Here is a 13,737-nt window from a genome sequence, read left to right as displayed (position 1 = left end):
TCGCCGCAAGTACGTGCTGGATGATTTGTTAGGCTATTCATGGTTAGACGCCTATACGGCCATTTAACAAATAAGTCAACAAATTTCATGGTTGGCCATAACTCGACGGCATATGCGCACCGGAACAAATCATTTGCCGGGCCAGCCTGGTCTTTCGTAGCGTGGCCATGCATCCATGCACGCAAGGCAGGTTCCACGCACCATGAAGCTCTATCCGCTGTTCGCCGATCTGTCGCATCGTGCCGTGCTCGTGGTGGGTGGAGGAGTGGTAGCCGAACGCAAGGTCGCTGCACTGCTCGACGCACAGGCGCAGGTGACGGTGAATGCGCCGACGCTGACACCGCAGCTGCGACACTGGGTCAGCGAAGGTCGCATCGCACATCGCGCCGATGCCTTCCAGGAGGGCTGGCTTGATCGACTCTGGTTGGTGGTGGCGGCTACCTCTGACCGCGATACGAACGCTCTGGTGGCTACCCTGGCCGGGCTGCGACGGATCTTCGTCAATGTGGTCGATGATGCGTCGTTGTCCAGTTTCCACGTGCCGGCAGTAGTCGATCGTGCACCGCTGATCATCGCGATATCCAGCGGCGGCGAGGCGCCGATGCTGGCGCGACTACTGCGCGAGCGCCTGGAGACGCTGCTTGATCACTCGTTGGGCGCGCTGGCGACGCTGGCAGCCCAGTTGCGTGGGCGCATCCGCGCCCGACTACCTGACATGGCGGCGCGGCGGCAGTTCTACGAAACCTTGTTTGCCGGCCCTGTCGCAGCACTGCTGCGCCGGGGACAGCCGAAAGAGGCGTCGCAGGCAGCGGAGAGGGCGCTCGCCTTGGCGTCACCGGCGCATGCGGGATCGGTCGTGCTGGTGGGCGCAGGTCCCGGTGATCCCGGTCTGCTGACCCTGCGTGCCTTGCGCGCACTGAACGAGGCGGACGTGATCCTGCACGACCGGCTGGTCAGTGCCGAGGTGCTGGAGCTGGCGCGGCGCGATGCCGAGCGCATCGAGGTCGGCAAGCAGGCGGGCAACCATCACACGACCCAGGATGGCATCCATGCTCTGCTGCTTGAACATACTCGCGCGGGCCGGCGGGTGGTACGGCTGAAGGGCGGCGATCCGTTCGTGTTCGGTCGCGGTGGCGAGGAACTGGAATTCCTGCGGGCCCATGAGATTCCCTACGAGGTGGTGCCGGGCATCACTGCTGCAGTGGCTTGCGCAGCCTATGCCGGCATACCGCTGACCCATCGCGATCATGCGCAGTCGGTGCGTTTCGTCACCGCGCATTGCCGCGGCTCGCTCGACACGCTGGAGTGGGCCGCGTTGGCGCAGGAGCGGCAGACGCTGGCGATATATATGGGCGTGGGCGAGCTGGCGTCGCTGCAGGCGCGGTTGATCGAACACGGTCGCGCAGTCACGACCCCGTTTGCGCTAATCGAGAATGGCTCGCGCGCGGAACAGAGGGTGGTTACCGGAACCCTGGCGAACTTGGCCGAGCGCGCATCTGCTCACGCCGTGGGCTCACCGGCGCTGCTGATCCTGGGCGAAGTCGCTGCGCTGGCGCAGTCACTGGCCTGGTTCGGTCAGCCGCCGCTGGGTGCGACGGTGCACGATATTCGCTCGGCTGCCACAGGCAGGCGTAGCAACATCCAGCCAGCGCCGATGCATGCCGATCTGCTGGCCGCGATCCACCGTGGCTGACGATAGTTTTACCTGTGTGGGCGCATCATCGCCGACGCTGTTTTCCCGCCGGTTCCCATGGAGTGACCCATGATCTACAACAGCATCCTCGATACCATCGGTAATACGCCGATCATCAAACTCCACCGCCTGGCGCCGAAGCACGTCGAGCTATACGTGAAGGTAGAGGCGTTCAATCCGGCCGGCTCGGTGAAGGATCGCCTGGCGCTGGCGATCATCCTCGATGCCGAGCAGCGCGGCACGCTCAAGCCTGGCCAGACGGTGGTCGAAGCCACCTCGGGCAATACCGGCGTTGCCTTGGCAGCGGTATGCGCAGCACGTGGCTACCCGTTTGTCGCGGTGATGACCGAGACCTTTTCGATCGAGCGACGCAAGCTGATCCGCGCCTATGGCGGCAAGGTCCTGCTGACCCCGGCTGCTGCACGCGGCACCGGCATGGTGCAGAAGGCGGCGGAACTGGCGCAGAAGAATGGCTGGTTCCTTGCCAGCCAGTTCGAGAATCCGGCCAACCCGGCCTATCACCGCCAGACCACGGCGCCGGAGATCCTGCGTGATTTCGCCGGCCGCCGGCTGGATTATTTCGTCAGCGGCTGGGGTACCGGCGGCACGATTACCGGCGTCGGTGAGGTGCTCAAGGTGGCGCGGCCACAGGTGAAGATCATCGCCACCGAGCCGGCTGGCGCGGCGCTGCTGTCAGGCAAGGAGTGGCAGCCGCACAAGATCCAGGGCTGGACGCCGGACTTCGTGCCGGGCGTACTGAACCGCAACGTGGTCGATGCGATCGTGCCGGTCGACGACGTGCTGGCCCGTGATACCTCCAGGGCGCTGGCGCAGCAGGAAGGCATCTTCGTCGGGATATCGTCCGGTGCCACGCTTGCCGCGGCACTGCAGGTGGCAGCCGATGCACCGCATGGCTCGGTCCTGCTGGCGATGCTGCCGGACACCGGCGAACGCTACCTGTCGACCTTCCTGTTCGAGGGTGTCAACGAAGGCTCGGACGAGATCGAATGACAACAAAAGGCCCGCAAATGCGGGCCTTTTACTGCGTGACTCAGACGTCTTTCGCCAGCATCTCGGCAAGGCCGATATAGCTGCCCGGTGTCAGCTCAAGCAGGCGCTGTTTCGCCTCGGGCGGCAGGTCGAGGCCAGTGATGAACGTGCGCATCGAATCGCGGGTAATGCCTTGGCCACGGGTCAAGGTCTTGAGCTGTTCGTACGGCTCAGGCAGGCCGTAGCGGCGCATCACGGTCTGCACAGCTTCGGCGAGTACTTCCCAGCTGGCGTCGAGGTCGGTGCCGAGGCGGTCGGCATTGACGGTGAGCTTGCCGAGACCCTTCTTCAGCGATTCCAGCGCCACCAGGGTGTGGCCGAAAGCGGTGCCCAGCGCACGCAACACGGTGGAGTCGGTGAGGTCACGCTGCCAGCGGCTGATCGGCAGCTTTTCGGCGAAATGCCCTAGCAGGGCATTAGCCAGACCGAAGTTGCCTTCGGCATTCTCGAAGTCGATCGGGTTGACCTTGTGCGGCATGGTCGAGGAGCCCACTTCGCCAGCCTTCAGTGACTGCTTGAAGTAGCCGAGCGAGATATAGCCCCAGATGTCGCGGGCCAGGTCGATCAGGATGATGTTGGCGCGGCGCACCGCATCGCAGTATTCGGCGACGCCATCATGCGGCTCGATCTGGGTGGTATAGGCGTTGTAACCGAGCCCAAGGCTTTCCACGAAACGCTGCGAGAAGCTCTGCCATTCGACTTCCGGATAGGTGATGGCATGCGCGTTGTAGTTGCCGACCGCGCCGTTGATCTTGCCGGAGATATCCACGGCAGCGAGCTGCTTGCGCTGGCGTTCGAGACGCGCGACCACGTTGGCGATTTCCTTGCCCAGCGTACTGGGCGAGGCGGTCTGGCCGTGCGTGCGCGAGAGCATCGGCAATGCAGCGTTCGCATGTGCAAGCGCACGCAACTGGGCGATCACCGCGTCGAACATCGGCAGCAGCACCTGCTCGCGTGCATCGCGAAGCATCAGCGCATAGGACAGATTGTTGATGTCCTCGCTGGTGCAGGCGAAGTGCACGAATTCCTTCGCCTGAGCCAAGCCGGCATCGGCACCGATGCATTCCTTGATGAAGTATTCGACCGCTTTCACGTCGTGGTTGGTGGTCGCCTCGATCGCCTTGATCCGGGTACCGTCTTCCAAGCTGAAGTGAGTGGCGATCGCTTTCAGCGTGTCGATCTGTCCGGCATTGAATGCCGGCAATTCGACGATGCGCGGATCGGCGGCCAGCGCCAGCAGCCACTCGATCTCCACCTGCACGCGGCGATGCATCAGGCCGAACTCGCTGAAGATCGGGCGCAGCGCTTCGACCTTGCTGGCGTAGCGGCCGTCCAGTGGCGACAGGGCGGTCAGGGCGTGGGTGGACATCGCGGGTATTCCGGTATGGGGAAACACCCATTTTACATTGCCAGCGGCTTCATGCCCGGCGACTTATAGTCGGCCGATATTTCCCAGCCAGGATCCGGCCATGAGCGGTTTTCGCATCGAACACGACAGTATGGGCGAGCTGAAAGTGCCGGCTGACGCCCTATATGGCGCTCAGACCCAACGCGCGATCGACAATTTCCCGATTTCCGGCCTGCACCTGCCGCGCCCGTTCATCCGTGCGCTGGGCCTGATCAAGGCGGCGGCGGCCGAGGTCAACCTGTCGATGGGCTACCTGAAGAAGAACCAGGCCGCGGCGATCCGCAAGGCGGCGCTGGCGGTGGCGGATGGCCAGTACGACGCGCAGTTCCCGATCGACATCTTCCAGACCGGTTCGGGCACCAGCACCAATATGAATGCGAACGAGGTGATCGCGCACCTGGCGGTGAAGGGTGGCGCCAAGGTGCATCCGAACGATCACGTCAATTACGGGCAGAGCTCGAACGACGTCATCCCCACCGCGATCCACGTCAGTGCCGCGCTCACCACCAGCGGGCAGTTGCTGCCGGCGCTGAGGCATCTGCGGAAGACCATCGACAAGCGTGCCCGCGAGCTGCGGAATACACCGAAGACCGGCCGCACCCATCTGATGGATGCGATGCCGATTACCTTCGGCCAGGAGTTGTCCGGCTGGTCGGCGCAGATCGGTTCGGCGATCGAGCGCATCGAGGATGCGCTGAAACGCATGCGTCGGCTGCCGCAGGGTGGCACCGCGGTTGGCACAGGCATCAATGCCGATCCGAAGTTCGGCCCGGCGATGGCGGCACAGCTGAAGAAGCTCACCGGCGTGAAGTTCGAGTCGGCGGAAAACTATTTCGAGGGCATGGCGTCGCAGGACGCCGCGGTGGAACTGTCCGGTCAGTTGAAGACTCTGGCGGTGGCGCTGATGAAGATCGCCAACGACCTGCGCTGGATGAACTCCGGCCCGCTGGCGGGCCTGGGCGAGATCGAACTGCCGGCGTTGCAGCCGGGTTCGTCGATCATGCCTGGCAAGGTCAATCCGGTGATCCCCGAGGCCACCGCGATGGTCGCGGCGCAGGTGATCGGCAACGATGCCTCGATCACGATTGCTGGCCAGTCCGGCAACTTCCAGCTCAACGTGATGCTGCCGTTGATCGCGCACAATCTGCTGCAGTCGATCGGGATCCTGAGCAACGTCAGCGTGCTGCTGGCCGACAAGTCGATCGCCGGTTTCAAGGTCAATACCGTGCGGGTCAATCAGGCGCTGGCGATGAATCCGATCCTGGTCACCGCGCTGAATCCGGTGATCGGTTACGAGAAGGGCGCGGCCACCGCCAAGCGGGCCTACAAAGAGCATCGGCCGATCATGGACGTGGCGCTGGAAACCACGGGTCTGTCGAAGGACGAACTGAAGCGGCTGCTCGATCCAATGGCGCTGACCAAGGGCGGCATTCACGGCGAATAACAGATCGCCCTGTGCAGAAACGACAACGGGTGCCGCGGCACCCGTTGTCGTTTCACTACCTCGTCGAACGATCAGTTCTTGGAGTCGCTTGTGCAATCGGTGAGGTTGTCGGCTTTGATAATGCCAGCATAGGGTTTGAATGCAGCGAGCTGCACGGCAAGGCTGTCTTGCGCCGTCTTGATGTTGGCCAGGTCCCGGCAGATCTTCAAGGCTTCCTGCGTCACCTTCCGTGACTTGGCATTGATGTCCTTGTCGATGCTGTCGGTATCTCCGCTGGCAATACCTTTGACGACGCTCTTGATCGCCTGACCGGCAATCGCCGCGCCGGCCTTGCCGGTGAGGATGCCGTGTTCATTAACCGCCAGCACGTTGTGGTAGTAATCCTGCAGCAGTGCACGTTGGGCCGCACTGACGGTAGTCGAGCGCTGATCAATGCTCAGGTCACCTGCGGCATTGATGACGGCATCCGGTGTGCTTTGGACGTGCAGGGTGACTTCATCATTCCGCAAGGTGATGCCGCCGTTGACCATGCTGCCGCTGCGAAAGCTGATGACATTGGTACTGCCGGATTCTTTGCCGCAACCAGCTATCAGAGCGGTCATCGCGAGCAACCCGATCATGCGTTGGTAAGACATCAAGACATGCTCCAGTTGGATAACGTGGGCGGGGTGGCAGCAGCTGCCGTCGCGTCGGCGGCGGCACTGCAGCCGGCCTGAAACTTCTACTTGAGGCCAAGGCTCCGCAGGATGGGATGCGCCGTCCGCGAGATCTTTGGCCTCCCGGTTCAATTGGAGGACACCGCAAAACCTTTCTTGCCGTTCTTGTCGGCCATGTCCTTGCCGCAATCATCGACGTCCTTCTGCTGCATGGTGGCGTAGGGCCTGAACTCGGGCATCGCCGCGGCCAGTTTCTGCTGCGTGGACAGCAAGTCGGGCAGTCGTTGGCACAATTTTGCGGCGGCAGCCTCGATCTTGTCGGTTTGCGGCTTGATGCTCGCTTCGATCTCCTTGTCGCTCTTGCCGCTGAGCGCACCCCAGATCGCCTGCTTGGCTGCAGTGACGCCGATGTCCGCGCCGCTGGCGCCGATGTCCATGCCAGCCTCGGCGATGCCGATGATGTGCTGGCGGTAATCCACCAGCATGGTGTGCTGTTCCGGTGTGGCTTGCACCGGCTTGCCGGCGATTACCAGCTCGCCTTGCGGAGTGATGACTGCCTTGGGCAGTTCGCTGTTGTCGTCCCTGCCGTGCCAGCCCTTGCCATTGATGTGTACGCTGCCCACGTCGATGTCCTTGGTGACCAGCTCCTGCTTGGCTTGCTCGATCCCCTTGCGGACCTCAGCGGCAATCACCGACGAGGAGGTCTGTTCCTGAACTTCCTTCGCTGCCTGCGCCATGTCGCTGGCAGCGCGTGGTTGGTTGTTGTCCTGCCCTGACTGGCTGCAGGCTGTCAGTGGCAACAGCAGCGCCGTTGCAAGAATGCCGATGGCGGTCGCGTTGGTTTTCATCAATATTCTCCCCATTTGAGTTCGGCCGGATGTCAGCTGTCGTCGCGCCAGCGGCGGAACCAGATGGCGCCTGCCAGCAACCCGCATCCAATCACCACGCCGACCCACAGGTTTGGCGAAGCCAGCAGATGGTAGGTGTTGGTCAGATTCATGAAGTCCAGGTTCGGGTCGCCGGCGACGTCGTGGCCGATGGATTCACTGCTCGTGCCGAACAGGCTGCCGGTGCCAGGAAACGTGCTGAACAAGCCGCGCTGCACGACGTTCTTCCAGAACCAGGTGGTCGGCAGATCGAACAGCCCCATCAGGCCAAACCAGCTGATCACCAGGCCGGTGGCAACCGGCAGCGCAACTGCCCAGAGGAACGGCTTGCTGCGTGCCCAGGCCGAGCAGAGCAGCAGCCAACCCACCGAAGGTAGCGCCCAAAACACGTACAGCGGGATATAGCCGATCAGGTTGAACATGACGCGGAAGGGATGGGCCATGAGCAGCAAATGCCACACATTCACGCCATGGAACGACAGCGTTACTGCCAGTATCAGCAATTGCAGTATGCCGACGACGATGCCCACGATGACGGCGAAAACCGGAGCAAGCACGGTGGCGCTGACGATCTTGGACAGCACGGTACTGGTATCGGAGATCGGCAGCGACTTCCAGAACAGGATGCTGCGATCACGACGGTCGTCATACAGTGCACCGAGGCAATAGAAGAACACCACGAAGCCAAGCACCACGGCGAGCAAGCCCATCGCCGAGTACATCGCGATGTCCAGTGCGAACCCGACCTTGCTCATATCGCCGGAGTCCATGTCGGCCATGACACTGTGCAGACCACCGCTGGCACCGAAATTGATGCCGTGGCTGGCACCGAGTACCTCGGCGGTGATGATGCCCATGATGTTCAGCAGCAAAAACACACCGCCGGTAATGACCGGAGCCCATAAGAAGCCACCCCGGTGTTCCCAGAACTCGCGCTTCACGAGCCAATAGAAGGTTTTCATGCGTAGGTTCCCTTCATGGTGGCGACGAACAGGTCGCTGATGGATGGCCGGCGGGTTTCGCCAAGTTGTTCCAGCGTTGCGCGGTTCGCGCCGTCAAACAGAAAAATGCTCTTGCCGAAGACCTGGCGTTCATCGAGTGGTTTCAGCTGGCGCGCAGCCTCGGCCTTGTCGGCGTTCACCAGCACTTCAATGAAACGTTCGCCGATCGCATCCATATCGGCATCCAGCACGATCCTGCCGTCGCGGATGAACATCAGGTCGGTGAGGATGTGCTCGACTTCCTCGACCTGATGGGTGGTGACGATGATCGTCTTGTTCTCGTCGAAGTAGTCTTCCAGCAGGCTCTGATAGAACTGCTTGCGGTAGAGAATATCCAGGCCCAGCGTCGGCTCGTCCAGGATCAGCAGCTTGGCGTCGATCGCCATGACCAGTGCCAGATGCAGCTGCACGATCATGCCCTTGGACATCTGTCGCACGCGTTGGCCGGACTGCAGCTTGGTGCGGGCCAGGAACGCCTCGCACTTCTTGCGATCGAAACGCGGGTGCACGTTGGCGACGAAATCGACTGCTTCGCGTACACGAATCCAGCGTGGCAGTACCGCTACGTCAGCAATGAAGCAGACCTCGCCCATCAGCCTGTCACGTTGCTTGCGCGGGTCGAAGCCGAGCACGTTGAGCTCGCCGGTGAAATCGGTGAGGCCGAGGATCGCCTTCAGCGCGGTGGTCTTGCCGGCACCGTTGGGGCCGATCAGGCCAACGATGCGCCCGGCAGGAATCTGGAAGCTGGCGTTGTCCAGTGCCAGCGCATTCTTGTACCGCTTGCTCAGGCCGTTGGCTGTGATCACCGCGCTCATGACTGCTCCTCCTTGTCCGTGCCGGCTTCGCGCAGCAGCGTCTTTAGATCCAGCCCAAGTCGTTGCAGCCGGGCAAACAGCGTCGGCCACTCTTCGCGCAGGAACCGCTCGCGTTCGGATTTCAGCAGCGCCTCGCGGGCGCCCTCGATGACGAACATGCCTAAACCCCTCCTTTTTTCAACCAGTTGTTCGTCGACCAGTTCCTGGTACGCCTTCGAGACGGTCAGCGGATTGATCTGAAAATCCGCTGCCACCTGGCGTACCGACGGCAGCGGGTCGCCCTCGTTCAAGGCGCCGTCCAGGATCATCGCCACCACACGCTGGTGCAGTTGGCGATAGATCGGGACGCTGTCGTTCCAGGTGATGGTCATGTTTTATTCCTTGCTGGTGCTGCCGAATTTGTTGCCAAACGAATAGTAGGGCATGGCCAGCTGGGACCTGACCAGGCTGAACTGTTCCGTGCTGCCGGTGCCGCTCAGGCGGCCGATGCTCGGGATCACGGCGAGGCCGGCAGCGCCGACATCGGCCAGCAACGCGGCGGCGCGCTGTTCTTCGGCGCTGGGGTGGACATTGATCGGCGCCAGGTTGATGACCTTGATGCCATTGATTTCGGTACTCGCTGCCTGCTGGCTGGCGACGTTGTAGTTCAGGACGCCGAGAGTGGCGGTGGTGAACAGGACGGCGGCGACGCTGGCGATCAGTTTTTGCGCTTTCATGACGGGCCTCCTTGGTGAGCTCGTTGTCTGGTGTTGTAGTGAACTATAACACCATGTTTTGAGCTGTCAACAACCAGAATGCGATTTCGCAACATGACTGATGGCCTATAGGCCGAAAAGTGAGGCGCATCGATGCAAAGGCCAGTACGAGGCCGGCCTTTCGGGTGGAGCGGGGCAACGCGATCGATCACGCACGTTGTATATCAAGACTGCTGCCGACAACCCCTAGGCCGCCAAGGCTGCAGGGTTTCGTTGTGTCAACGCATGGCCGGCTGCGCTACCAGGTCATTCTTGACCGCAAACGCAAACGGCCCCGCAGGGCCGTCGCGCTCAGCTCGAAGCGTTGGAACTCAGGCGACCTTGGCCACCGGTGCGACCAGCGCAGCAATCGCGGCCTGCGCCGATTGCAATGCCTGTGCTTTCGGGTCATCGCCCATATTGAGCCCTTCGGCGCGCACGAAGCTCACCTCGGTGATGCCGATGAAGCCGAACACGGTACGCAGATAGGACTCCTGGAAATCCATCACGGCGCCCGGGCCGCTGCTATACATGCCACCACGGCTGGAGGCGACGATCACCTGCTTGCCACCAGCCAGCCCCTCAGGACCGTTGGCGCCATAGCGGAAGGTCTTGCCGGCGACCGCGATGCGGTCAATCCATGCCTTGAGCTGGCTGGGAATGCCGAAGTTGTACATCGGCGCACCGATCACCACGATGTCGGCAGCGAGAAAGTCTTCCAGCATCTGGTTGCCCAGCGCCACGGCAGGGTCGCTGGCGTCGACCACCGGCGCCCAATGCGGCAGTGGTTCAGCGGTCAGATCGTGGTAATGAGTTTCGATGCCGGCAGCCTTGCGCTTCAGCTCGGCTACGATGTCGGCGGTGAGCTGGCGCGACACGGAATGGGTACCCAACGCGCTGGAATCGATATGCAACAGTTTCATGATGAGGTTCCTGATACTGCCGACGAAGCGGCGATGTGATCAGGGTATATTTGGAACAATACGGCGATAAGATGGCAGATATCGGACTTATAGTCCGTTTAAGGAAACGATCATGACGGTATTGAGCGGAGCGCTGCAGGATCTCAACGATCTGTATTTCTTTGCCGCGGTAGTCGAGCATGGGGGCTTTTCCGCAGCCGGTCGTGCTCTGGGTGTACCGAAATCACGCTTGAGCAAGCGCGTGGCCCAGTTGGAGGAGAGGCTGGGCGTGCGCCTGCTGCAGCGGACCACGCGGCGCTTCATGGTGACCGAGGTCGGTGAGCGCTTCTACGCGCATTGCCGCGCCGTGCTGGAAGAGGCGCAGGCCGCACAGGACGCGGTGGACGAATTGCGTGCCGAGCCACGCGGCGTGGTGCGCCTGAGTTGCCCGGTCTCGCTGGCGCAAACGGTGCTGGCCTACCTGCTGCCGGATTTCCTGGCGCAATACCCGAAGATGCAGGTGCGCGTACTTTCAAGTGACCGTCGCGTCGATGTGATCGGCGAAGGCTATGACCTTGCGATCCGGGTACGCAGCAAGCTGGACAGCGATGCGAACCTGGTGATGCGCAGCTTTGGCCAGTCGCGCACCAAGCTGGTGGCCAGCCCAAGGCTGCTGAGCGCACAGGGGCGTCCGACCACTCCCGATGAACTGGCGAATTTGCCGGCACTGTCGATGCGAGAGCACGAGGGCGCACAGGTATGGGAACTGATTGGCGCGAACGGCGAACAGGTCAATGTGGAAGTGCAGGCACGCCTGATCACCGGCGATTTCGCGGTACTGCTTGAATCCGCCCGCCGCGGTCTGGGTGTGGCGCTGCTGCCGGAATTTGTCTGCGCGCCCGCGATCACCCGCGGTGAACTCGAAGTGGTGCTGCCGGACTGGAGCGTGCCCGAGGGCATCATGCACTTCGTCTACCCCAGCCGGCGCGGCATGTTGCCTGGCGTGCGTGCGCTGGTCGATTTCCTGGCCGAGCGATTGCCGGCCACGACCCTGCTGAAGCACGAGCAGTGCAAGGGACGCCCGCTGGACGATTTGTCCAAGCCATGATCGATGCGGTTTGATCCAAGCAGCATGATGTGCGCGATACCTCTCATGCGTTACGCTTCCTACTTTATGGACATCCATACGGCCAAGTGATGACAGACACCAAGCTCCCGAAAGTCGGAACCACCATCTTCAGCGTGATGAGCCAGCTCGCGCTGGAGCACAAGGCGGTCAACCTTGGCCAGGGTTTTCCCGACTTCGAGCCGCCGCAGGCGCTGCGCGATGCGTTGAGCCGCGCGATGAACGAAGGGCGCAACCAGTACGCGCCGATGCACGGCACGGCAACCCTGCGCGAGCAGATCGCGTTGAAGACCGAACGCTTGTACGGTCGCAAACTCGACGTCGACAGCGACATCACGGTTACCTCCGGAGCCACCGAGGCCATCTTTGCGGCGATCGCCGCGTTGGTGCGTGCAGGCGAGGAAGTGATCGTGTTCGACCCGGCCTACGACTGCTACGAACCGGCGATCGAGCTGCAAGGGGCGCGTGCGATGCATATCCCGTTGACCGTGCCGACATTTGCGATCGACTGGCAACGCGTGCGTGACGCGATCACGCCGAAGACACGGATGATCCTGATCAACACCCCGCACAATCCGTCGGGTGCGGTGCTGTCGGCAACGGATCTGGAAGAACTGGCGGCGATCGTGCGCAATACCTCCATCGTGGTGCTGTCCGACGAGGTATACGAACACATCGTGTATGACGGCGCACAGCATGAGAGCGTGCTGCGTCATCCGGAACTGGCCGAACGCAGCATCGTGGTCTCCTCGTTCGGCAAGACCTATCACTGCACCGGTTGGAAGGTCGGTTATGCGGTGGCGCCAGCCGCACTGTCGGCTGAGTTCCGCAAGGTGCATCAGTACCTCACGTTCTGCACCTTTCATCCGGCGCAGGTGGCGTTTGCCGAATTCATGGCCAGCAGTCCCGAGCATTATCTGGACTTGCCCGCGTTCTATCAGGTCAAGCGCGACCGTTTTCGTACGCTGCTGGCGCCGTCGCGGTTCAAGCTGCTCGATGTGCCAGGCGGTTATTTCCAGTTGGTCGACTACTCGGCGATCCGCGATGAGGGCGATCTCCCCTTCAGCCGCTGGCTGGTGGGGCAGGGTGGCGTGGCAGCGATTCCGCTGACGCCGTTCTACGAAACCGCGCCGGGCACGCGCCTGCTGCGGCTGTGTTTCGCCAAGAGCGATGCGACTATGGAAGCGGCAGCGGAGCGGCTGTGCCGGCTATGAGCATGCAACCCCTGAAGGTTTCGCTGGTGCAGGGCGCCACCCGCTGGCATGACGCACCGGCCAATCGCGATTACTACGGCACGCTGGTGCGACAGGTGAAAGGCGGCGACCTGATCGTGCTGCCGGAGACCTTCCTGTCCGGTTTCAGCAACGACACCCAGGCCAGTGCCGGAACGATGGATGGCGAAGGCGTCGCTTGGCTGCGTGCGTTGGCGATCGAAGTGGGTTCAGTGATCTGCGGCAGTCTGGCGATTCGCGATAACGGCACGGTCTACAACCGTTTGCTATGGATGCGGCCCGATGGCAGCTTCGCGCAATACGACAAGCGCCATCTGTTCCGCATGGCCGGTGAGCACACCCGCTACGGCGGCGGCAACGAGCGGCTGATCGTGGAGTTGAAAGGGTGGCGCATCCTGCCGCAAGTCTGTTACGACCTGCGCTTCCCGGTCTGGTTGCGCAACCGCCGGCTGGCATCCGCAAACGGAGGCATGGACTACGACCTCGCGCTATTTGTCGCCAACTGGCCGGCACCGCGTCGTGGCCCATGGCGCACGCTGTTGCGCGCTCGCGCGATCGAGAACCTCAGCTACGTGATCGGCGTGAACCGGGTCGGTGTGGATGGCAACGAGCTGCCTTATGCCGGCGACAGTGCGGTGATCGATCCGGTCGGCGAGCCGTTGCTCGAACTGGGTGTGCAGGAGCAGGTAGTGACGATCACGCTCGATCCGGCGCCGCTACTTGCTCATCGCGAACGGTTTCCCGCATGGATGGATGCCGACGTGTTTTCACTCGATCCGGGCTGATCTG

Annotated in this window: 14 protein-coding genes; 6 read left to right on the top strand and 8 right to left on the bottom strand. The window is 62.2% G+C overall.

Annotated elements, in window-relative coordinates; translation table 11 throughout:
* Positions 1-202: 202 nt before the first annotated feature.
* Complete coding sequence (cysG, locus tag B0E50_RS13415; protein WP_077441802.1) at positions 203-1,693, top strand: siroheme synthase CysG; 1,491 nt, start codon at positions 203-205, stop codon at positions 1,691-1,693.
* A gap of 69 nt (positions 1,694-1,762) precedes the next feature.
* Positions 1,763-2,704, top strand: coding sequence for a cysteine synthase A (gene cysK / locus B0E50_RS13410; protein WP_077441801.1), 942 nt, complete (start codon positions 1,763-1,765; stop codon positions 2,702-2,704).
* Positions 2,705-2,744: 40 nt separating this feature from the next.
* Here the strand turns inward: cysK and purB are convergent, their stop codons facing one another.
* On the bottom strand, positions 2,745-4,112 hold the full coding sequence (gene purB, locus B0E50_RS13405) for an adenylosuccinate lyase (RefSeq protein ID WP_077441800.1): 1,368 nt from the start codon (positions 4,110-4,112) through the stop codon (positions 2,745-2,747).
* Between the two features lie 100 nt (positions 4,113-4,212).
* Here purB and B0E50_RS13400 point away from each other — a divergent pair, with 100 nt between their 5' ends.
* Positions 4,213-5,595 carry a class II fumarate hydratase gene (locus tag B0E50_RS13400; protein WP_077441799.1) on the top strand — a complete coding sequence of 461 codons (1,383 nt, stop codon included), beginning with the start codon at positions 4,213-4,215 and terminating at the stop codon, positions 5,593-5,595.
* Between the two features lie 71 nt (positions 5,596-5,666).
* Here B0E50_RS13400 and B0E50_RS13395 read toward each other — a convergent pair whose 3' ends face one another.
* From B0E50_RS13395 to B0E50_RS13365, 7 genes are all read right to left on the bottom strand, one after another.
* The gene (locus B0E50_RS13395; protein ID WP_077441798.1) at positions 5,667-6,215 is read right to left on the bottom strand and encodes a DUF2884 family protein; all 549 of its coding nucleotides are present in this window, start codon (positions 6,213-6,215) and stop codon (positions 5,667-5,669) included.
* Between the two features lie 164 nt (positions 6,216-6,379).
* On the bottom strand, positions 6,380-7,099 hold the full coding sequence (locus tag B0E50_RS13390) for a hypothetical protein (RefSeq protein WP_077441797.1): 720 nt from the start codon (positions 7,097-7,099) through the stop codon (positions 6,380-6,382).
* 32 nt (positions 7,100-7,131) lie between these two features.
* Entirely contained in the window at positions 7,132-8,100 is a 969-nt protein-coding gene (locus tag B0E50_RS13385) for a hypothetical protein (protein ID WP_077441796.1), read from the bottom strand.
* Complete coding sequence (locus B0E50_RS13380) at positions 8,097-8,954, bottom strand: ABC transporter ATP-binding protein (RefSeq protein WP_077441795.1); 858 nt, start codon at positions 8,952-8,954, stop codon at positions 8,097-8,099. Before B0E50_RS13380 ends, B0E50_RS13385 begins: the two co-directional genes overlap by 4 nt.
* Complete coding sequence (locus B0E50_RS13375; protein WP_077441794.1) at positions 8,951-9,325, bottom strand: GntR family transcriptional regulator; 375 nt, start codon at positions 9,323-9,325, stop codon at positions 8,951-8,953. Before B0E50_RS13375 ends, B0E50_RS13380 begins: the two co-directional genes overlap by 4 nt.
* Before the next feature lie 3 nt (positions 9,326-9,328).
* The gene (locus B0E50_RS13370; protein ID WP_077441793.1) at positions 9,329-9,670 is read right to left on the bottom strand and encodes a hypothetical protein; all 342 of its coding nucleotides are present in this window, start codon (positions 9,668-9,670) and stop codon (positions 9,329-9,331) included.
* A gap of 350 nt (positions 9,671-10,020) precedes the next feature.
* Positions 10,021-10,611, bottom strand: a complete 591-nt coding sequence (locus tag B0E50_RS13365; RefSeq protein WP_077441792.1) for an FMN-dependent NADH-azoreductase — start codon at positions 10,609-10,611, stop codon at positions 10,021-10,023.
* A gap of 112 nt (positions 10,612-10,723) precedes the next feature.
* Between B0E50_RS13365 and B0E50_RS13360 the strand changes: the two genes are divergently transcribed.
* The 3 genes from B0E50_RS13360 to B0E50_RS13350 all read left to right on the top strand — a co-directional run bounded on the left by B0E50_RS13360 (position 10,724) and on the right by B0E50_RS13350 (position 13,733).
* Positions 10,724-11,698, top strand: coding sequence for a LysR substrate-binding domain-containing protein (locus tag B0E50_RS13360; protein WP_077441791.1), 975 nt, complete (start codon positions 10,724-10,726; stop codon positions 11,696-11,698).
* 89 nt (positions 11,699-11,787) lie between these two features.
* Positions 11,788-12,930: a pyridoxal phosphate-dependent aminotransferase gene (locus B0E50_RS13355; RefSeq protein ID WP_077441790.1), complete on the top strand. Its 1,143-nt coding sequence runs from the start codon at positions 11,788-11,790 to the stop codon at positions 12,928-12,930.
* A 2-nt stretch (positions 12,931-12,932) separates the two neighbouring features.
* The gene (locus B0E50_RS13350) at positions 12,933-13,733 is read left to right on the top strand and encodes an amidohydrolase (RefSeq protein ID WP_168170879.1); all 801 of its coding nucleotides are present in this window, start codon (positions 12,933-12,935) and stop codon (positions 13,731-13,733) included.
* The last annotated feature ends 4 nt before the right edge of the window (positions 13,734-13,737 follow it).

Origin of the sequence: Rhodanobacter sp. C01, assembly GCF_002001045.1 — a bacterium.
In the GTDB taxonomy this organism is placed as follows: domain Bacteria; phylum Pseudomonadota; class Gammaproteobacteria; order Xanthomonadales; family Rhodanobacteraceae; genus Rhodanobacter.
The sequence above is the reverse complement of the archived record's forward strand: the minus strand, read 5'-3'. Positions and strand labels throughout refer to the sequence as shown.